This is a genomic window from Saccharopolyspora sp. MMCC62, from assembly GCF_057736575.1.
Map to the genome: position 1 here is coordinate 219,213 of NZ_JBYKCM010000007.1, position 20,547 is coordinate 239,759.

Annotated in this window: 15 protein-coding genes; 7 read left to right on the forward strand and 8 right to left on the reverse strand. The window is 73.3% G+C overall.

Annotated features, from left to right (window positions below; translation table 11 throughout):
* The first annotated feature begins 255 nt into the window (after nucleotides 1-255).
* Entirely contained in the window at nucleotides 256-1,500 is a 1,245-nt protein-coding gene (locus AC29IT_RS18105) for a PucR family transcriptional regulator (RefSeq protein WP_488219539.1), read from the forward strand.
* Nucleotides 1,501-1,830: 330 nt separating this feature from the next.
* Here the strand turns inward: AC29IT_RS18105 and AC29IT_RS18110 are convergent, their stop codons facing one another.
* The 4 genes from AC29IT_RS18110 to AC29IT_RS18125 form a co-directional block, all read right to left on the reverse strand.
* Nucleotides 1,831-2,961, reverse strand: a complete 1,131-nt coding sequence (locus tag AC29IT_RS18110) for a sialidase family protein (protein ID WP_488219540.1) — start codon at nucleotides 2,959-2,961, stop codon at nucleotides 1,831-1,833.
* A gap of 115 nt (nucleotides 2,962-3,076) precedes the next feature.
* Nucleotides 3,077-4,381, reverse strand: coding sequence for an enolase C-terminal domain-like protein (locus tag AC29IT_RS18115; RefSeq protein ID WP_488219541.1), 1,305 nt, complete (start codon nucleotides 4,379-4,381; stop codon nucleotides 3,077-3,079).
* A gap of 109 nt (nucleotides 4,382-4,490) precedes the next feature.
* Nucleotides 4,491-5,189 (reverse strand): DJ-1/PfpI family protein, encoded by a 699-nt coding sequence (locus AC29IT_RS18120; RefSeq protein WP_488219542.1) that lies wholly within the window; start codon nucleotides 5,187-5,189, stop codon nucleotides 4,491-4,493.
* A 96-nt stretch (nucleotides 5,190-5,285) separates the two neighbouring features.
* Nucleotides 5,286-6,884, reverse strand: coding sequence for an IS1634 family transposase (locus AC29IT_RS18125; protein ID WP_358440426.1), 1,599 nt, complete (start codon nucleotides 6,882-6,884; stop codon nucleotides 5,286-5,288).
* Nucleotides 6,885-7,029: 145 nt separating this feature from the next.
* Here AC29IT_RS18125 and AC29IT_RS18130 point away from each other — a divergent pair, with 145 nt between their 5' ends.
* Nucleotides 7,030-9,639: a bifunctional FO biosynthesis protein CofGH gene (locus AC29IT_RS18130; protein WP_488219543.1), complete on the forward strand. Its 2,610-nt coding sequence runs from the start codon at nucleotides 7,030-7,032 to the stop codon at nucleotides 9,637-9,639.
* Between the two features lie 1,043 nt (nucleotides 9,640-10,682).
* Complete coding sequence (locus tag AC29IT_RS18135) at nucleotides 10,683-12,494, forward strand: sialidase (protein ID WP_358440421.1); 1,812 nt, start codon at nucleotides 10,683-10,685, stop codon at nucleotides 12,492-12,494.
* A gap of 106 nt (nucleotides 12,495-12,600) precedes the next feature.
* Here the strand turns inward: AC29IT_RS18135 and AC29IT_RS18140 are convergent, their stop codons facing one another.
* The gene (locus AC29IT_RS18140; RefSeq protein WP_488219544.1) at nucleotides 12,601-13,650 is read right to left on the reverse strand and encodes a YncE family protein; all 1,050 of its coding nucleotides are present in this window, start codon (nucleotides 13,648-13,650) and stop codon (nucleotides 12,601-12,603) included.
* Between the two features lie 151 nt (nucleotides 13,651-13,801).
* On the opposite strand from AC29IT_RS18140, the gene AC29IT_RS18145 reads away from it, so the two are divergent.
* Nucleotides 13,802-14,740, forward strand: a complete 939-nt coding sequence (locus tag AC29IT_RS18145; protein ID WP_358440416.1) for a LysR family transcriptional regulator — start codon at nucleotides 13,802-13,804, stop codon at nucleotides 14,738-14,740.
* A 61-nt stretch (nucleotides 14,741-14,801) separates the two neighbouring features.
* Here AC29IT_RS18145 and AC29IT_RS18150 read toward each other — a convergent pair whose 3' ends face one another.
* Nucleotides 14,802-15,959 (reverse strand): methyltransferase domain-containing protein, encoded by a 1,158-nt coding sequence (locus AC29IT_RS18150; RefSeq protein WP_488219545.1) that lies wholly within the window; start codon nucleotides 15,957-15,959, stop codon nucleotides 14,802-14,804.
* The gene (locus AC29IT_RS18155; protein WP_255615648.1) at nucleotides 15,956-16,081 is read right to left on the reverse strand and encodes a hypothetical protein; all 126 of its coding nucleotides are present in this window, start codon (nucleotides 16,079-16,081) and stop codon (nucleotides 15,956-15,958) included. Before AC29IT_RS18155 ends, AC29IT_RS18150 begins: the two co-directional genes overlap by 4 nt.
* 363 nt (nucleotides 16,082-16,444) lie before the next feature.
* On the opposite strand from AC29IT_RS18155, the gene AC29IT_RS18160 reads away from it, so the two are divergent.
* From AC29IT_RS18160 to AC29IT_RS18170, 3 genes are all read left to right on the forward strand, one after another.
* Nucleotides 16,445-17,134: a response regulator transcription factor gene (locus AC29IT_RS18160; RefSeq protein WP_488219546.1), complete on the forward strand. Its 690-nt coding sequence runs from the start codon at nucleotides 16,445-16,447 to the stop codon at nucleotides 17,132-17,134.
* The gene (locus AC29IT_RS18165; RefSeq protein WP_488219547.1) at nucleotides 17,131-18,603 is read left to right on the forward strand and encodes a sensor histidine kinase; all 1,473 of its coding nucleotides are present in this window, start codon (nucleotides 17,131-17,133) and stop codon (nucleotides 18,601-18,603) included. The genes AC29IT_RS18160 and AC29IT_RS18165 overlap by 4 nt, the downstream gene beginning before the upstream one ends.
* Nucleotides 18,604-19,134: 531 nt before the next feature.
* Nucleotides 19,135-19,530: a hypothetical protein gene (locus AC29IT_RS18170; protein WP_358440402.1), complete on the forward strand. Its 396-nt coding sequence runs from the start codon at nucleotides 19,135-19,137 to the stop codon at nucleotides 19,528-19,530.
* 43 nt (nucleotides 19,531-19,573) lie between these two features.
* On the opposite strand, the gene AC29IT_RS18175 is transcribed toward AC29IT_RS18170, so the two are convergent.
* Nucleotides 19,574-20,410 (reverse strand): SAM-dependent methyltransferase, encoded by an 837-nt coding sequence (locus AC29IT_RS18175; protein ID WP_358440399.1) that lies wholly within the window; start codon nucleotides 20,408-20,410, stop codon nucleotides 19,574-19,576.
* Nucleotides 20,411-20,547: the final 137 nt, after the last annotated feature.

The following is a 20,547-nucleotide window of genomic DNA, read 5'->3' on the forward strand; positions in this document are numbered from 1 at the left end:
GCCGCCTCCCCGTGCGGCGGGGACGGCGATCGATCGACGTTGATCGGTGGTGGGATCGGAGTCCCATCCTGATCAGCGTCGGCCCGCGGATCGAGGGCGTTCCGCCCATCGATCTCCACCGGATCTTGTGCGGATTGCCATCACGCACGCCGCCGGATGGCGCAACGAGTGCTCGCACGACCGGTGGACTTGCCGTGATCCGGAAACTACCCTGCCTCGAACGGTGCTCCCGGCAGCCGCAAAGGAGCGGAGCTCATGGCCGACGAATCCACCGCGGAACAGCCAGGTCAGGACTTCGGCGACGGGGAACTGCGGATGCTCGCGGGGCTGGCGCGGACCTCGCTGACGCGGGTTCCTTGCCTCGCCGACGCGCTCGTGGACCAGACGTGGGGTTCGGTGTACACCCCGGACGGGCCGGTCGCCAAGGACGACCTGTGGCGCTCCTGCCGGGACAACATCCACGGCATGCTGACCACGCTGACCGGTACCGGGCCCGCGTTGCCCGACCTGCTGGGACCGGCGCGCAGCACCGGGATGCGCCGGGCGCAGCAGCACTGCCCGCTGGACTGGGTGCTGCACGCGTGGCGGCTCAGCGGCCAGGTGCTGTGGGCGGACATGGCCGAGCACGCGGGCGCGCACGACCCGCGGCGGTTGCAGGAGCTGGTCGGCTCGGCCGGGGAGCTGTGGGGCGTCACCGAGCGGTTCTCCATCGAGATGGCGCTGAGCTACCACTCCGCGGAGCAGGAGCTGCAGGGCGGCGCGGAACTGCGCACCACGATGATCATGGACGCGTTGCTGGACGGCCGGGCCGCCGAGGTGCGCGGCGAGGCCGAGCACCTGCTCGGGCTGGGGCGCGGCAAGCGGTTCGTGGTGGCCGTCGCCGAGACGTCCGGGGAACGTCCCGCCTCGCCGCGCGAGCTCGCCGACGGGTTGCGGCGCCGCAGCCTGGACTCCACGTGGCGGCTGCGCACCGGCTGCCAGGTCGGGATCATCGCCATCGGCGACGGCCAGCCCGCCGAGATCGCGACCGCGCTGCGCGAACGCGCGGTGGCGCGCATCGGGGTGTCCCAATCGCTGTCGGCGCTGATGGAGGTCGGTGCCGGGTACCGGATGGCGATGCTGGCGATGACGACGCTGCCCGCGCACCGGCCGGGCGCGGTGTCGCTGGACGAATGCCTGCCCGACGCGCTGGCGCTGAGCTCGCCCGAGCTGGCGGACCGGATGGTGCTGGTGACGTTCGGCCCGGTGCTCGCGCTGCCCACCGCCGAGCGGGAGGAGCTGCTGCACACGGTGTCGGTGTGGATCCGGTCGCTCGGCTCGACGCTGCGGGCGGCGAAATCGCTGTACTGCCACCGGAACACGGTGCTCAACCGGCTGCGGCGGATGGAGTCGCTGACCCACCTGGACCTCAGCGACGTGACGGTGTGGCCGCAGATCCTGCTGGCGCTGTCCATCCTCCGCCGCGAAGGCCGCCTCCCCGCCGAACCCGACATCCCCTGACGCGCACCGCCCGGGTGCCGCAGGTCCCGGCGCGCGCCGATCAGCGCCCCGGGCCGGTCGTTCCCCTACCGCGTTCGTCAGCTCCCGCCGCACGCGGCTCGGCCCCGCCGAACCGGGCGTGCGCTCCGCGGGCGCCACCGGGTTCCTGGGTTGCGGCGGGAGGAGGTCGCGCAGGCCGCCGGGATCCGCGTGGACTACCGCGTCCGGCTGGAGCAGGGCCCGGAGCACCGACCCTCCGACCCGCACCGAACCGAACCGGCGCGCTGCGCGGCGGTGTTCGCGGAGCGGGCGGCGGACCTGCCGACGACGTGGTCCTCCGGTCCTCGCCGGTCAGAGGTCTCCGGTCGCGAAGTAGGCCTTGCAGGCACCCCCGTCGTCGTAGTCGGTGGCGATCTCCAGGATCCGGTCCTCGCCGACCGGCAGCAGCGAGGAGCTGTAGTTCGGGCACGGGTCGTCGCGCGCCGCCGGAACCTCGACGGGTGCGGGGATCGCGGTGGGCGTGCTCGATCCCGGCCGGTCGGTGACGAACAGCGTCGCCCCGTTTCCCTCGGCGACGGTCCCGTCGGCGTGCTTGAGCTCCTGCCCGACGGTGACGACCTTCCCGTCCGGCGTCACGGTGATCTTCGGCGCGTGCGCGAAGAACCGCCCGTCCTCGGTCGCGAGCAGCGTGCCGTGCGCGGCCGGGTCGCCCCAGTCCGAGCCGTCGTCGGAGAGCCGGAAGTAGGCGGCGCAGTGGTAGGGGTCGCCACCACCGCAGATCTCGTAGGACAGGTAGTAGCGCCCGTCCGGCAGCGGTCGCACCACCGCCATCCCGGGCCGCAGGTCGCCTTCCGGGACCTGCACCACGGGTTCCGGCGCGCTCCAGTTCACGCCGTCGGTGGAGGTGGTGCGGTGCAGCACCTGGCTGTGCCCGGGCTGGTTCTCGTCGGCGTAGTAGCAGCCGAGGGTTCCGGCGGCGTCCACGGCCAGCTCGGGTTCCCACATGCCGCCGGTGCCGGTACCGGTCGCGCAGGTCGACAGCTGCGTCCAGCTGCGGCCGCGGTCCCGGCTCTCGAACACCGGCAGCCGCATCCGCCGGTCGGTCTCCTGGTCGGCGCCCGCGCTGCCCGTCCACAGCAGGGTGCCTTCCGGCAGATCTCCCACTGCGCCGGGCAGTTCCAGCAGGGAACCGCAGCACAGGCCTTCGCCGAAGCCGTCGTCGGTGATGCGGCCGACCTCGTCGAAGGTGGCGCCGTCGTCGGTGCTCTCGTAGATCGGCACCGAACCGCCGCCGGAGCCGAAGCTGACCGTCGCCGTCAGCACCGCCCCGTTCTCCTCGCCGGCGTGCGCCAACCGGACGGTGGTCGGGTAGTAGGCCACATCCGCGGACAGCGGGGTCCCGGTCGCCGCCGGTTCCGCGCCCTCCCCCGCCGCCGTGGCGGGCAGCACCATCGCCACCAGCGCTCCGCACAGCATCGACATCCCAGGTCTCGCACGCCGCATCGGTTCCCCTTCCGCCCAGCCCGCGTCGATGATCAGGGGAAGTCTGCCCGTTCCGGGCGGTTCGCGGTAGCCGCCGACCGTGGCGGCCGCGGGCTCACCCGTCCGCCCACGCCGGGCCGTCGGGGAACCGGAAGCGGTGCAGCGACTCGGGCAGGACGCGCGCGCTGTAGCCCGGTTCCTCCGGCGGCAGGTAGCGGTCGCCGCGCAGCCGCACCGGGTCGGCGAAGTGCTCGTGCAGGTGGTCCACGTACTCCACCACCCGGCCGTCCAGCGAGCCGCTCACCGCCACGAAGTCGAAGATCGACAGGTGTTGCACCAGCTCGCACAACCCCACACCGCCTGCGTGCGGGCACACCGGCACCCCGCGCGCCGCGGCCAGCAGCAGCACCGCGACGGCCTCGTTGACCCCGGCGAGCCGGCACGCGTCGAGCTGGCAGACGCCGATCGCCTCCGCTTGCAGGAACTGCTTGAACATGACCGCGTTGTGCGCGTGCTCGCCGGTCGCGACGCGGGTGGGGGCGATGGCGCGCTGGATCGCGGCGTGCCCGAGCACGTCGTCGGGGCTGGTGGGTTCCTCGAACCAGTGGATGTCGTGCTCGGCGAGGCCGCGGTGCCAGCGGATCGCGTCCGCCACCCCGAGGGTCTGGTTCGCGTCGATCATGAGGCGGCGGTGCGGCCCGAGCTCCTCGCGGGCGATGCGGCAGCGCCGCCGGTCGTCGTCCAGGTCCGCGCCGACCTTCAGCTTCACCGAGTCCCAGCCCGCGGCGACCGCGTCCCGGCACAGCCGCCGCAGCTTCTCGTCGTCGTAGCCGAGCCAGCCCGCGCTGGTGGTGTAGGCCGGGTAGCCGTGCTCCCGGATGCGCCGTTCCCGTTCGGCGCGGCCGGGTTCGGCGCGGCGCAGCAGGTCCAGGGCCGCCGCCGGGCTCAGCTCGTCGCGCAGGTAGCGCCAGTCCACCAGGTCCACGATGCGTTCCGGCGGCAGGTCGGCCAGCAGCTTCCACACCGGCTTGCCCGCGAGCTTCGCCGCCAGGTCCCACACCGCGTTGACCACGGCGGCCGTCGCCAGGTGCAGCACCCCCTTGTCGGGGCCGAGCCAGCGCAGCTGGCTGTCGGCGGCCAGGTGCCGGGCGAACCCGCCGAGGTCCGCGGCGATCTCCTCCACCGGTAGCCCGCGGGTCCGGCGGGCGACGGCCTCCACGGCGGCGACGACGAGGTCGTTGCCGCGGCCGATGGTGAAGGTGAACCCGTGGCCTTCGGGGGCCTGCGGGTGGTCGGTGCGCAGCACCAGGTAGGCCGCCGAGTAGTCCGGAGCCGGGTTCATCGCGTCGGAGCCGTCGAGCTCCCGCGAGGTGGGGAACCGCAGGTCCACGGTCTCGAAGTCCAGGATGCGGGCGGTCATCGGCGGCTCCTCGCTGCGGCGGCTCCGCTTCGAACCCACCAGACGGCGCGGGCGCGCGCAAGGAGGAATCCCGTTGCCCCGCGCGGGATTCCTCCATCCGGACCTGCGGTCAGCCCGCGCGGCGGCCGACGCGTTCGACCGCGGCGACCAGCGCGGCGCCCGGTCCGGTCAGGAATTCGCGGAGCCGGGCGACCTGCTCCGGCCGCGCGCGCTCCGGCGTACCCGCGTCGAACGGCGGCGCCGGGTCGTACTCCAGGACGAGCTGCGCGAACTCGGCGGTCTCCGCGCCGAGCAGGCGGGCCACCAGGGTGAGCCCGAAGTCGATGCCCGCGGTGACGCCGCCGCCGGTGATCCGGTCGCCGTCCACGCACACCCGCTCGGCGGAGACCTCGACGCCGAGCCCGGCCAGCAGCTCCCGCGTCGCCCAGTGCGTCGCCGCCCGGTACCCGTCGAGCAGCCCGGCCGCGGCCAGCACCAGCGACCCGGTGCAGACCGAGCAGACGTACCCCGCGGTGCGGCCGCGGTCGGCGAGGAACTCCAGCACCGCCGCGTCGGACAGCAGGGCGCCGACGTCCCCGCCCGGCACGAACAGCACGTCCACCTCGGCCGGGCAGTCCGCGAAGGTGGCCGTCGGCTCGATGCGCGCCCCGCTGTCGCAGCGCACCGGGTCCGGCGTCGCCCCGACCAGCGACACCTGCATGCCCGCCGCGGTGAACACCGCCTGCGGGCCGACCAGGTCGAGCAGCGTCATCCCGTCGAACACCAGCATCGCGGCGGTGGGGGCGGGTGCGCCCGGGTTCTCGGTCATCAGTCCTCCGTAGTCCGGTCCGATGACCTCACGCTAGGAGTGATCGACTTCCCGGGACCGCGGGAAAACGGCCATGTTCCGCCGGATTCCGGCCGCTCACCGCCTGCGCGGCGCGGCGCGGTCCAGGTCGAACAGGTCGTAGAGGCGCTGCTGCACCTCGGTGCGGTCGGTGATCACCCGGCGGGTGCGCGGCCTGCCCCCGGTCGACGGGTAGCGCAGCACCGTCTCCTGGATACCCGCGAGCTGCTCGAACATCTCCCGCACCGACAGGTCCAGCCCGGCCTGGTTGGCCTCCTGCCGCATCAGGTGCAGCACCGACACGGCCAGCACCGAGATCATCCGGTCCACCGCGATCCGCTCCGCGTCCGCCCGCCCGCGCGCCTGCGGGCCGCGGAGCCTGCCGAACGTGGAGTCCAGGTGGTAGCGGGCGCGGTAGGCGGTGATCACCTCGGCGGCGGACCACGAGTCCCGGTCGGTGACGAGCAGCTGCTTGCCGAAGAACTCCGCGGCCACCCGCCTGCGCGCCGCCGCGTCGATGTGCCAGCGCAGCCCCAGCTCCCCCGGCGCCGACCCCTGCAACGAGGTCACCAGCACCCGGTCCAGCCAGCGCACCCGGGTGATCCGGGAGATCTCCGCGAGCACGTGGTCCCGGGACCGCCGGTTGTCCCCCGCGGCGAGCGCCTCGGCGAGCCCGTCGAGCCGCCGCGCCGCTTGGCCGAGCGCCTCGGTGAACCCGCGGGCCTGCGCCGCGTGCAGCGTCTCCGAGTGGGTCAGCAGCACCCGCCTGCTCACCCCGTCCACCACCGCCCGGGTGTCCAGCACCGTCAACCCCGGCAGCCGCCGCGGATCGACCGGGCGCCGCGCCGTCGGCGGGTGCCCCAGCAGCTCCGGGTGGTCGCCGGGCAGCAGGCCGCCGACGAAGCCCAGCTCCGCGTCCGGGTGCGCGTGCGGATGGGTGCCCGCGTCGTGCACCACGGTGATCTCGCCGGTGCCCGCCCGCTCCCGGTGCCGTTCGGCGAGACGCTGCGCCAGCTCCCCGTACGGCGCGCGGTCGGCCCGGCCGCACAGGTGGTCCTGGGTGAGCAGCGGGATGGTGCCGTCCCTGCTGACCAGCACGCCCATCCCGGCCGGTTCGCCGCGGTCCGGCGCGGTCGGCGAGCTCAGGTGCGGGACGTCCACGACCAGCGCGGGCAGCACGTCCGGGGCGCCGAGCTGGTCGCGCACCGCGGCGGCCACCCCGAACTCCACCTCGCGGCGCTGCTCCGGGCCGATCTTGCGCAGCGCGCGGCGCATCCGGCCCGGTTCCCACAGCTGCGCGGGCGGCTCGGGGCGGATCAGCCGGGACACCTCGGGCCACCACCGCGCCGGTTCCCGGTCCGCGGTGGCCCGGTGCAGCACCGCCAGCGCCACCACGGTGCCCGCGGAGACCGCGGCGCGCTGCCTGCCGACGGCCGCGTCCACGATCCCGGCCAGGTCCAGCCGCCGGATCGCGCCCCACACCGCGGCGACCTCGCCGAACGCGAGGTGCCGGGTGTGCTCGGGTTCGGCGGCGACCCGGTCCACCGCGGCCGCCACGTCCTCGGCGGTCCCGAGGTAGCGCTGGGACACGACCCGCGGCTTCCCGCCCACCCGCGCGGACTCCACCGCGTAGTAGTAGGTGCGGCCCCCGATCCGCTTGCCGACGATCGAAGCCATGCTTTAGGTAATACACGCGGCCACGGCCTCCCACAACCGGATGTGAGCCGCTGATCAGGCACGACACCCCCGGTGACGGCGCGGTGACCGGTGGCCGCGTTCGTGTACTGGCGAGCCCCGGCGCGCGCCGCTTAGCGTTCTCCGCATGGCTTCCGATGACGTTCCCACCACCGCGGCCGCTCCGAACGCCTCCGCGATGCGCCGCGCCCTCGCCCGCGCGCGGGACGGCAAGGCGCTCGACCACGACGAGGTCACCGTGCTGCTGCAGGCGCGGGACGCCGACCTGGACCGGCTGGCCGAGTACGCGGCCCGCACCCGCGACGCCGGGCTGCGCGACGTGGGCCGCGAGGGCGTCATCACCTACAGCCGCAAGGTGTTCATCCCGCTGACCCGGTTGTGCCGGGACCGCTGCGGGTACTGCACGTTCGTCACCGTGCCGGGTCGCGTCGAATCGCCCTACCTGTCCCCCGACGAGGTCCTCGACATCGCCCGCAAGGGCGCGGCGATGGGCTGCAAGGAAGCGCTGTTCACCCTCGGCGACCGCCCGGAGGACCGGTGGACGGCGGCGCGCGACTGGCTCGACGCGCACGGCTACGACGACACGCTGTCCTACGTGCGGGCGATGGCGATCCGGGTGCTGGAGGAGACCGGCCTGCTGCCGCACCTGAACCCGGGCGTGATGAGCTGGCAGGAGCTGCAGCGGCTCAAGCCGGTGGCGCCGTCCATGGGCATGATGCTGGAGACCACCGCCGCCCGGTTGTTCACCGAGAAGGGCGGCCCGCACTTCGGCTCCCCCGACAAGGATCCCGAGGTGCGGCTGCGCGTCCTGGAGGACGCCGGTCGCACCACCGTGCCGTTCACCACCGGCATCCTCATCGGCATCGGCGAGGACCACGGCGAGCGCGCCGACGCGATCTTCGCGATCCGCAAGGCGGCCCGCGCCTACGGCGGCATCCAGGAGGTGATCGTGCAGAACTTCCGCGCCAAGCCGGACACGAAGATGCGCGCCACCCCCGACGCCGACCTGCAAGAACTGGCCGCCACCATCGCGGTCACCAGGATCGTGCTCGGCCCGAAGATGCGGGTGCAGGCGCCGCCGAACCTCATCGGCGACGAGTACGCGCTGATGATCCGCGCCGGCATCGACGACTGGGGCGGGGTGTCGCCGCTGACCCCGGACCACGTGAACCCGGAGCGCGAGTGGCCGCAGATCGACGAGCTGGCGCGGCTCACCGAGCAGGCCGGGTTCCGGCTGCGCGAGCGCCTCACCATCTACCCCGAGTACGTGCAGGCAGGCGAGCCGTGGCTCGACCCGCGGCTGAACGCGCACGTCGCCGCGCTCGCCGACCCGGACACCGGCCTCGCCAAGGAAGGCGCGCAGCCGACCGGCATCACCTGGCAGGAACCGGACGGCGGCTGGCAGAACCTCGCGGGCAGCGGGCGCACCGACCTGCACGTGGAGGTGGACACGGTCGGGCGCACCGGCGACCGGCGCAGCGACTTCGACTCGGTCTACGGCGACTGGGGCGAACTGGCCGAGCGGGTGCCGACCGCGCCGCGCCGGATGGACTCCGACGTGCGGGCCGCGCTGCAGCGCGCCGAGCAGGACCCGGCGAACCTGCCGACCGAGGACGCGCTGGCGCTGCTGCACGCCGACGGCGCCGACCTGGACGCGGTGACGGCGCTCGCCGACGGGCTGCGCCGGGACGCGGTCGGTGACGACGTGACGTTCGTGGTCACCAGGAACATCAACTTCACCAACGTCTGCTACACCGGCTGCCGGTTCTGCGCGTTCGCGCAGCGGCGCACCGACGCGGACGCCTACACGCTGTCGCTGTCCCAGGTCGGCGACCGGGTGGACCAGGCGTGGGAGGCGGGCGCGACGGAGATCTGCATGCAGGGCGGCATCCACCCGGACCTGCCCGGCACCGCCTACTTCGACCTGGCCGCCGAGGTGAAGCGGCGGCAGCCCGGCATCCACCTGCACTCCTACAGCCCGATGGAGGTCGTCAACGGGGCGTCCCGCACGAACCTGTCCATCCGGGACTGGCTGACCCGCGCGCACGAGTCCGGTGTGGACTCGTTGCCGGGCACCGCCGCGGAGATCCTCGACGACGACGTGCGCTGGGTGCTCACCAAGGGCAAGCTGCCCACCTCCAGCTGGATCGAAGTGGTCGGCACCGCGCACGAGCTCGGCATCCCCACCACCTCCACGATGATGTACGGGCACGTGGACACCCCGGAGCACTGGGTCGGGCACATCAAGCTCATCGGCGAGTTGCAGCGGAAAACCCTGGAGAAGACCGGGAAGCGCGGGTTCACCGAGTTCGTGCTGCTGCCGTTCATCCACCAGAACTCGCCGATCTACCTGGCGGGGCTGGCACGGGCGGGCACCACGCCGCGGGAGAACCGGGCGGTGCACGCGGTGGCGCGCATCCTGCTGCACGGGCTGATCGACAACATCCAGTGCTCGTGGGTGAAGCTCGGCGTGGACGGCTGCCGGGACGTGCTCGCGGGCGGCGTGAACGACCTGGGCGGCACGCTGATGGAGGAGACGATCAGCAGGATGGCCGGTGCCGACAACGGTTCCTTCAAGACGATCAGCGACCTGGCGGAGCTGGTGGCGCCGACCGGGCGTCCGCTGCGGCAGCGCACCAGCCTGTACGGCAGGCCGGACGCGGAGCGCGTCGCGGCGGCCGCGGCCAGCGACGGGGTGACGCCTGCGGTGCGCCGGTCGCTGCCTATCCTGAGCTGAGCGAGCTCCGGACGGGGCCGGTCGCGCACGCGCGGTCGGCCCCGTCGTTCGTTCCGGGGTGTCCTGCATGTGTCCGGGGTGTCCCGGGGTATCCGAGGTATCGAGGTATCGAGGTGTCGGGGTGTCGGGGCGTCGGGGCGTCGGGGAACGCGGAATCGCCGGGCCCTCCGCCCGGGGTGTTCCGGAACGACCGGCGGGTTTCCCGACCGCACGGGACATCCGGAGAACACGGGTCGCGGATCGCGCGAGAACGCCGACTGCGACCGGACGACGGACCACGAACGGTCTCGCCCGGTCTCGCCGATTCACCATTTCCGAGCGCGCGCGAGCGCCTTTTGTCAATTCCGCTGTCGATTTCTCGCCAAGCGGGTCGCGCGGCCGCCCGACGACGTCCGCCCGCTGCGGCGCCGGACCGGGGAGCGCCCCACGCGCATCCCGCTCCGCACCGCTGTGACCTGCTGGTGAGCGTGGCGACCACAGGTCCACCCGAGCCGGTGGGTGGACCGCGGCCGATCGCATCACCGCTCTCCGCCGGCATCGCCCGGGAGACCGGGAGAGCCCTTCGGAACCGATTCCGACGACGAGCACCGGTGAGTTAACAACACGGCAATCCCGGGGTCAAGTTCCGATCCGACGATCCGGGCGGAACTCCTTTTCCCATTCACATCTCCGGGAATTCCCGGATCGATCTCCGGTCTTGACTTTCGGACGCCGGACCGCAGAATCATGGGAGCGTTCTCCCGGGAGCGGCCACCCCACGGGCCACCCGCGAGCGACGACGAGCCGGACGAGTCCCGCGCGGACCGCCACCAGGCGGCGACCGCCGAACCCGTTGGACACGCCCTCGTCGGAAAGGCTCGCCATGCCGCTCCCCGCCGCGCAGGCCCCGCCGCGCTGACGTCCCCCGATCTCCCGCCGCCCATTCGGGCCGCGGGCGCACCCCGCCACCGGAGGAAGGAGCCGACGACACCGCACATCTCCGCGCACCAAGGATTCAACCCGCGAGGGGTCGCAGACCCCCGCCACGTCAGACAGGCAGCAGCATGAAGATCTTCGGTAGAACCGAGACCCGCCCGCGGCAGGCGGTGTTGGCGCTGGCGACGGCGTCGGCCGTGGCCGCCGGGCTCGTCACCGTCACCGCCGCGGGGGCAGAGCCGCAGGCTCCGGCGCCGCAACCGGCGCAGGCGGTGCGCGACACCGACCCGAAGAACCCGGACCTCGGGCCCAACACCTACATCGCCACCCCGTCCACTCCCGCGGGCGAGTTGCAGGGCAAGCTCGACGAGATCGCCGAGCGCCAGCACACCAACCAGTTCGGCCCGGAACGCGACGCCGTCCTGTTCCAGCCCGGCGACTACTCGGCCGATGTGAACCTGGGCTTCAACACCCAGGTCGCCGGTCTGGGCATGTCGCCCGACGACGTGAACCTGAACGGTCACGTCCGGGTCGAGGCGGACTGGCTGGGCGAGGGCAACGCCACGCAGAACTTCTGGCGCACCGCGGAGAACCTCTCGGTCACGCCGCCCGACGGCGAGATCGAGCGCTGGGCCGTGTCCCAGGCCGCTCCGTACCGCCGGATGCACATGCGCGGTCAGATGCAGCTGTGGAACGGGTACGACGGCTGGGCCAGCGGCGGCTACATCGCCGACTCCAAGATCGACGGCCTGGTCGAGTCCGGTTCGCAGCAGCAGTTCCTCACCCGCAACAGCGAACTGGCCGGTGGCTGGGACGGTTCGGTGTGGAACATGATGTTCACCGGCACCGTCGGCGCTCCCGAGCAGCACTTCCCGGACCCGTCGCACACCAACGTGCCGGAAACCCCGAAGCTGCGGGAGAAGCCGTTCCTGAACATCGGCGAGGACGGCAACTACAACGTGTTCGTGCCCGCGCTGCGGGAGAACACCCAAGGGGTCAGCTGGGCGAACGGCGCACCGGAAGGTGAGCAGATCTCGCTGGCGGACTTCTACGTCGCCAAGGAGGGCGACAACGCCGCGACGATCAACGCGGCGCTGGCCGAGGGCAAGAACCTGCTGTTCACCCCCGGCGTCTACCACCTCGACGACACCATCAAGGTCGACAACCCGGACACCGTGGTGCTCGGCATCGGCATGGCCTCGCTCGTCCCCGACACCGGCAAGCCCGCGGTGTCGGTGGCCGATGTGGACGGTGTGAAGCTGGCCGGGCTGTTCATCGACGCCGGTGAGCAGAACTCGCCGTCGCTGATGACCCTCGGCGAGGAAGGCGCGGACAAGAGCCACGCGGAGAACCCGACGCAGCTCTCGGACGTGTTCTTCCGGATCGGCGGCCCCGGCGTGGGCAAGGCGACCAACACCCTCACCATCAACAGCAACGACGTGCTGCTCGACCACTCGTGGATGTGGCGCGCCGACCACGGCGACGGTGTCGGCTGGGACGTCAACACCGCCGAGACCGGGCTCATCGTGAACGGGGACAACGTCACCGCGCACGGCCTGTTCGTGGAGCACTACCAGAAGAACAACGTGGTGTGGAACGGCAACGGCGGCCGCACCTACTTCTTCCAGAACGAGTTCCCCTACGACCCGCCGGACCAAGCTGCGTGGGGCGGCGACGGCGGCTGGGCGGCCTACAAGGTCGCCGACGGCGTCACCGACCACGAGGCGTGGGGCCTGGGTAGCTACTGCTTCTTCGACACGAACCCCGAGGTCACGGCCGCGCGTTCGTTCGAGGTTCCGGTGAACCCGGGCGTCAAGATGCACGACCTCGTGTCCGTCTCGCTGGGCGGCACGGGCACGATCGACAAGGTCATCAACGATCAGGGCGACACCGCCAACGGTGACAACCAGATCAGCTACGTCCCGGAGTACGGCGGCTGATCTCCCGCCCCCTCCGACCGGTGCCCGGGTGCGCGATCCGCACCCGGGCACCGGCGCGTTCCGGGACGTGCGACACCGCCGCGCGAACCGGTCGGCGGTCGCCGTCTCACCCGGCGCGCGGGACGTAGGCGAGGCCGTGCGCGCCGGCGTCCCCGGCCTTCGCGACCCGGATCCGGGAGAGCACTCGCAGCGAATCCAGGTCGACCACGTCCACCGCGGAGTCGACGACGCAGGACGCGTAACCGAGGGCGCCGTCCGGCGAGGAGGCGATGGTGAGCGGACTCCGGCCGATCTCCAGCTCCCCCAGCCGCTCGTGGCCGTCCGCCGCGAACACCACCAGCCGGCCGGGATCCTGCCCGGTCACGCCGGAGGCCGCGTCCGGACGCGTCCGGAGCTCCCCGGCCAGCAACTTCCCACCCGCGGTGAGGTGCACCGGCATCACCCGGTTCTCGGTCGGCAGCACCTCGGCGACGGTTCGGGTCCCCGCGTCGATGACCCGGACGCCGTTGGCGCTCGCGGAGCCGTCCGCGGTGAACGAGACGTACGGTCCCCCGACGTACACGCGGGCGCCGTCCGCCGATACCGCCAGTCCTTCGCTGCCCGGGACCTCGACCTGGTCCACGAGCTCGCCCGCGACGAGATCGACGACGGAGACGAACGGCGCCTCCTTGTTGGTGGCGTACCCCGTGGTGCCGTCCGGGCCGATCGCGAACCAGTGCGGGCCGGGCGCTCCGGTGTCGATCCGGCCGAGGGGTTTGCGCGAGCCGGTGTCGACGACGACCACACCGCCGGACCGGCCCGGCGCGCCCTCGACGCTCACGTACAGCCGACCGCGGTCGGCGTCGAGGGCCAGGCCGTGCGGAGCGTGCTCGGGGGCGAGGTCGACCACGTCGATGATCCGCTTGCCGTCCGGGTCGATCGCGGTGATCTCGCTGCGCCGGCCCGTGTTCGCGTGGTAGTAGCCCGATCGGTAGGCGTGCGTGCACCACAGCACGCGCCGGGTCGGGTCGAACAGCAGCTCGTGCGGTTCCGGCAGCACCTCGACGACGCCGACGCCCCGGTCGGACCCGGCGTCGAAGAACGACACGGTGGAACCGCTCTGGCTCACCACGGCGAGCACGTCGCCGGACCTCCCGGCCTTGGCGGGATCGTGCATGGTCGGCTCCTTCTCAGGACGTTTCCGGTGACGGCGCGATCGGCGATCCGCGCCGTGCGAACACCCCCGAGCCTGGCCGGGCCGACCCAGGTCAGCAATGCAAAGATCAGCACGGAATCATTGCTCCCAGCGCAAAGATGGGGAGGCGCGCGTGGACCTGAACCTGCTGCTGGTGCTCGACGCCCTGCTCGCGGACAACAGCGTGACCAGGGCGGCCGACCGGCTCGGCACCTCACCGGCCGCGGTCAGCCGCAAGCTCGCGAGCCTCCGGCGGATCGTGGGCGATCCGCTGCTCGTCCGCGCCGGTCAGGCGCTGCAGCCCACCGCGCGAGCCCTCGAACTCCGCGGCGAGGTGCGGGCGCTCATCGAGCGGTCCGAGTCGGTGCTCACCGCCGCGGACGTCCCGGATCCGGCGACGCTGCACCGGGTGTTCACCGTGCAGGCAGGCGACTTCCTGCTCGCCGGGCTCGCCGCGCCGTTGATCTCCACGATCCGGTCGCAGGCCCCGGACGTGAACGTCGTCTTCCTGCCGGAGTCCTTCGAGGGCACTCCCGCGCTCCGGCAGGGCGTGGTGGACCTGGAACTGGGCGTGCTCGGCCACCTCGACCCGGAGACGTGCTCCGAACGACTGATCACCACCGCACTCGTGGGCGTGGCCCGGCAGGGCCATCCGCTGTTCGACGGCCCCATCGACGCCCGCCGGTTCGCCGAAGCCGACCACATCGGCACGTCCCGCACCGGCAAGCGCCACGGCCCCATCGACGCGGCACTCGCCGAGCAGGGGCTGCGTCGCCGGGTCCCGATCACCGTGCCCGGTCACACCAGCGCGATGCTCCTGGCCAGGACGACCGACCTCGTCTGCCTCGCCCTGCCCGGGGCTCCCGCGGCCGACTGGCTCGACGCGCTCGGGCTGCGCACCTTCCCCGTGCCGCTGGACATCCCGCCGATCGAGATCGGCATGGCCTGGCACCCGCGCAACGACGCCGATCGCGCGCACCGGTGGTTCCGCGAGCACGTCCGCGGCGTGCTCGCACGGCAGCACCCGACCGACCTCGCGCCCGCGCCGCACGGCGACGACCAGATCACCTAGGTCGCCGGCCAAGGTGAATGGCCCATTCGCCCACTCAGCCTGGGCGGATGGGCCATTCACCTCAGGTGGCGGGCGGCAGGGTGACGCGCTGGCGGTCCGGGGCGACGGTCCACTCCCACGCGGACAGCGGCGGGCGGCCGCGGTCGGTCCACCACCGGTAGGCCGCCTCGGCCGCGTCCCACAACCGGCGCGGCCCGGACTGGCGCACCGCGTACCGGCCGTCCGCCGGGACGACGGCGGCCCACGATCCGGAGAGCGGGTCGACCAGCCACGCCTCCCCCGGCCGGTCGGCGGTGCGCTGCCGCACCTCGTAGCGGCAGCCGGGCAGCGCGACCGCGATCGGCCAGCGGTGCTCGTCGGCCAGCAGCGGCACCCACGGCGCCAGGTCGGTCCACGACAGGTCGGCCGCCGCGTCGTCCCACCGCGGCCGGTCGAGCTCCGCCGGGATCTCCCGCGCCGATCGCAGGTCCATGAAGGACACCCCGAGGTCCGCCACCGCGTTCCCGCGCGCCGTGCCGTCCGCGCCGACGACGAACCGCACCAGCGGGCCGGTCGCCAGGTCCGCCCGCATCGGCGCGACGAGTACTCCGCCCGGAACGGCGCTGCGCACCCAGGAGTGCGGAAACCGTCCGATGTGGACACCGGCGGTCACGATGATCCGATCGAAGCGGCCGGCACCGGCGACCGCGCTCACGGCGTCGCCCTCGACCACCTCCACGCGGCCGTAGCCCGCCGCGCGCAGCCTCGCCCGCGCACCGGCGGCGACCGCCGGGTCGATCTCCACGGTCGTCACCCCGCCGGCCGGGCCCACGACCTCCGCGAGCAGCGCCGCGTTCCACCCGGTGCCGGTGCCGATCTCCAGCACCGAATCCCCCGGCTGGGGTCCCAGGGCCCGCAGCATCCCCGCCACCACCGACGGCGCGGACGCGGAACTGGTGGGCCGGTGGCCGAGCTCCGGCCACGCCGTCGCCCCGGCGTCGAACTGCGTCACCAGCGGACGGTCCGCGTACACCGCCGCCAGCCAGCGCTCCGGGGCGTCGTCCCGGTCCAGCGCCACGTCCTCGACCGCCTCGGCCGACCGGTACCAGATCCGCTCGGGCACGAACCACTCCCGCGCGGCGGCGCGGAAGGCCGGACCGAACGCGGCGGGCAGCGCGCCCGCCGCGTCCAGCCGGGCGACGAGACCGCCGGGCCCGTCCGGTGCGGCGACCTCGGTCACCGGAATCCCTGTTCGTAGTCCTTCGGGTCGATGTCGTCCGCGGTCTTGCCGGTCTGCCCGTCGCGGCCCACGTCGTGCTGCCCGCCGTCGGTGGCGCCGGTGTCCTTCTTCTCCGTGCCCATGAGACTCCTCCGCTCGTTCACGGTAGGAATCCGCGCGGTCGCGCGGAACCTCGTTCGCCCGCCCGGATCGGGGACCGCGGCGGACGGGGACGGCCGGGACGTGCTCGGCCGTCCCCCTCTCCATCGGCATTCCGCGGCGCCGACCGGTGCGAGTTCCTCCTGTCAGGGCAACGGAATGCTCCCCGCGGGTGATCACGAGCCGCGCCCCGCCACCCGGTCGGCGGCGTCGCCGCCGGAACCCCCGGACCGGACCGGTCAGCCCGGTCACCTGCGGGCCGGGCCGCGTCGCGCCGCTCTCGGCGGCGGAGCGCGCGGTCGGGCCTAACCTGAACCGGGAAGATCGGATCTAGGGGCGGGGTGCGGATGGGATCGGGAAGCCTGCTGGTGGTCGACGACGAGCCGACCGTGCGGGAACTGCTGGCCGCGACGTTGCGCTTCGCGGGCTTCCAGGTGACGGCCGCCGCGACCGCGGCGGAGGCGCTGCGGGCGGCGGTGGACGAGCGGCCGGACCTGGTGCTGCTGGACGTGATGCTGCCGGACGCGGACGGATTCGACGTGCTGCGGCGGCTACGCGAGGAACGCGGCGGGCAGGTGCCGGTGCTGTTCCTCACCGCCCGCGACGCCCCGCGGGACAAGGTGCGCGGCCTGACGCTGGGCGGCGACGACTACGTGACGAAGCCCTTCGACCCGGAGGAGCTGATCGCCCGCATCCACGCGGTGCTGCGCCGCTCCGGGCACGGCGCGACCTCCCGCGCGATGACCGTCGCCGACCTGGAGGTCGACCCGGACAGCCACCAGGTGCTGCGCGCCGGACAGCCGATCCGGTTGTCCCCCACCGAATTCCGGCTGCTCACCTACCTGGTGCGCAACGCGGGGCAGGTGGTGTCGAAGCGGCAGATCCTCGACGAGGTGTGGCAGTACGACTTCGGCGGCGACCCGAGCATCGTGGACACCTACATCAGCTACCTGCGGCGCAAGGTGGACCGCGGCGAACCGAAGCTGATCCACACCGTGCACGGGGTGGGCTACGTGCTGCGCGGGGCCCGCGCGTGATCGCCCGGATGTCGTTGCGCACCCGGGTGCTGCTGATCGCGGTGGGGCTGCTCGCGGCGGGCCTGGCGATCGGCAGCGCCGTGGTGACCGGTGCGCTGGAGCGCAACCTCGTCGGCAAGCTCGACGCGCAGCTGGAGGCGACGGCGGGCGCGGGCGCGAGGGTCTTCCAGGTGCCGGACACCGGGCTGCCCGGGCCGGGCACGGTGGTGGTGCAGGACAACTTCGCGCTGCCCGGTTCCACCACCTACTCGGCGCGACTGGGCGCGGACGGCGCGGTCACCGGCGAGGAGTGGGCCGGCGGGCCGCGGGTGCCGGGCCCGGACCTCGCGGGGCTCACCGCCACCGCAGCCCCCGTGGACGTGCCGAGCCGCGACGGCACCCAGCACTGGCGGTTGCTCGCGCACTCCGGCCCGGACGGGCTGGTGGTCACCGCGATCTCGCGGGCCGAAGTGGACGACACCGTCGCCGGGATGCTGGCGATCTCCGCGGGCACCGCGGCGGTCCTGCTGGCGGTCCTCGCGCTGGCCGGGTGGTTCGCGGTGCGCGCCGGGCTGCGGCCGCTGCGCCGGATCGAACGGACCTCGGCGGCCATCGCGGCGGGCGACCTCGCCAGCCGCGTCCCCGAATCGGCCGGGCCGGAAACCGAGGTCGGCAGGCTTTCGCGGGCGTTGAACGCGATGCTCGACCGCAACGAGACCGCGTTCGCCGCCCGCGCCGAATCGGAGGCGCAGATGCGCCGCTTCGTCGCCGACGCCGGGCACGAGCTGCGCACCCCGCTGGCCGGGATCAAGGGTTTCAGCAAGCTGCACCGGATGGGCGCGGTGCCCGCTGGGGTGGACGCGATGGCCCGCATCGAGCGGGAATCGGACCGGCTGGAGCGGTTGGTGGACGACCTGCTGCTGCTGGCGCGGCTCGACGAGCGGCTGCCGCTGCAGCTCGCCCCGATGGACCTGCGGACCCTCGCCGCCGACGCGCTGCACGACGTGCACGCCCTCGACCCGTCCCGGCCCGCCCAGCTGACCGGTCCCGCCCAGCTCACCGGGTCGGGCCGGCTCACCGGGTCCGGGGTCGGCCCGCCCGCGGCCGCTCCCGCGCTGGCCGACGAGGAGCGGCTGCGCCAGGTGGTCACCAACCTCGTCGGCAACGCCGTTCGGCACACCCCGGAGGGCACGCCGGTGCGCATCGGCGTCGGTTCGGTCGACGGGTGCGCGGTGCTGGAGGTCGCCGACCAGGGCCCCGGGCTCGCTCCCGAGCAGGCCGAGCGGGTGTTCCAGCGGTTCTACCGCGCCGACGAATCCCGCAGCCGGGCCAGCGGCGGAGCCGGGCTGGGGCTGGCCATCGTGCGTTCGCTGGTGGCGGCGCACGGGGGGCGGGTCGAGCTGACGACCGCGCCCGGGGAAGGCACCTGCTTCCGGGTCGTGCTCGGCCGCGCCGACGCGGAGCTCGCCCGGGCGGCCGACGCGGGCTGACCTCGGCCCGCCGAGCGGGCAACCGGCGTCGAGCGGGGCGTCCCTGACCGGGGCGATTCCGCCGCCGTCGAACGGGAAGGCCTCGGGCGGGCGGCGGACCGCCGTCGAGCGGGATACCCCTGGCGGTGGTTCCGTTCCGCTGTCGAACGGGACGTTCCCGGCAAGGGACTTCGGAACGCCGCCGAACAGGACGCCCCTGGCAGGAGGTTCCGGACCGCCGAGCGGGATGCCCCCTGGCAGGTGGTGGTTCCGGACCGCACGCCCCCGGGCGGAAGTGGTTCCGAACCGCCGCTGGCCGACCTCGGGCTCGCCGAGCGGGACCGCCTGCGGCCGCCGCGGCGCGGGGTGGTCTCCGACCGGATCGGATTCCTGGGAATTCTCCGGGAGATCCACGAGCCCCGGACCGCCCCGGTGATCACGAACTGCGGGAACGGTCCGCGGTTCTCAGGAACCTCCCAGAACCGCACCGGATTCGCCGAGATCGGGCGGTCAAGCTGAACCGGTCAGCAAGTTCACGAGAGAGGAAAACCCATGCGGATCAACAACTTCCGACGCACCGCCGCCATCGCCGCGCTGGCCTTGGCGCCCGCCCTGGCCATCGGCGCCGCCGCCCACGCCGCGACCGCCACCGACGCCGCCCAGCCCACCGGGATCGAGCGCTCCGCGGTGTCCGAGCAGGCGCCGCGCGACATCATCGCCGAGCGGGGCGTCGTGCAGGAGCGCGGCGACGTGGAGACGCCCGAAGGCCGGTTCGTCGTGTTCAAGGCCAACGCCGACGGCCTCCTGTGGGTCGTCGGCGCGGACACCGAGGTGCTGAAGGACGGCCAGCCGGTCGGCGCCGACGAGCTGCGCGAAGGCGACCAGGTCACCGTCTCCGGCGTGGCGAACGGCGAGCACGCCGACGCCACCCGCGTCGAGATCGGCTGATCCGAGCCCCGGCCGCGGAGGGTTCGAGGGGGCTCTCCGCGGCCTACGGCTTGCGGGCGACCGCGGCGAAGCAGACCGCGTTCTTCGGGTTCGTGGCGGCGAATTCGTCGACGTCGGTGAGGTCGGACCGCCATTCCGAGGTGAACGCGACGCCCGGGTCCAGCAGTTCCCAGCCGGTGAAGAACCGGCGGAACTCCAGCTCGTCGCGAGCGGTGAAGCCCGGGTTCTGGGTGTCCTTGTACGAGTCGATGAAGTCGAGGGTCTGCGAGCGGACCGGTTCGGCGACGCCGTCGACGGTGGCGTGGCTGATGGCGAGCTCGCTGCCCGCGGGCAGCGCCTCCTTGTACCGCTCTAGCGCGGCCTCCGGGTGCTGCTCGCGGGGGATGAAGTGCAGCAGGGCCACGGCGAGCACCCCGACCGGCTTGTCCAGGTCGAGCAGTTCGCGGGTGGCGGCCGCGCCGAGGATCTCGTCGGGCGCCAGGAAATCTCCCCGCACGACGGCCGTTCCCGGCACGTCCTTGAGCAGTTCCTGGGTCTGCACGACCGCGACCGGTTCGTTGTCGGCGTACACGACGCGGGCGTCCGGGTTGATGCGGTGCGCGATCTCGTGCGTGTTGCCCGCGGTGGGCAGGCCGGAGCCGATGTCCAGGAACTGGTCGATGCCCGCTTCCGCCATCGTCTGCACGGCGCGGCGCAGGAAGGTGCGGTTCCAGCGGGCCACGTCGGCGATGTGCGGCAACTTCTCCTTCGCCCTGGCGAAGAACGCCCGGTCCGCCGCGAAGTTGTGCGCGCCGCCGAGGTAGGCGTCGTACACGCGGGCCGCGCTGGGCAGCTCCACGTCGACCCCGAGCGCCCGCCACCTGTCCTGATCACCAGCCATTCACCCAAAGTAGTGATCATGGTGGGTCGGCGACAAGTTCTCGCCCGCCGGAAGTTTTCATCCGATCAGGGGTTGAACTGGGTAATCCCGCCCGGCGCGTAACGAACCTCACCGGGAGCCCCGTCAGGTGAGCGACG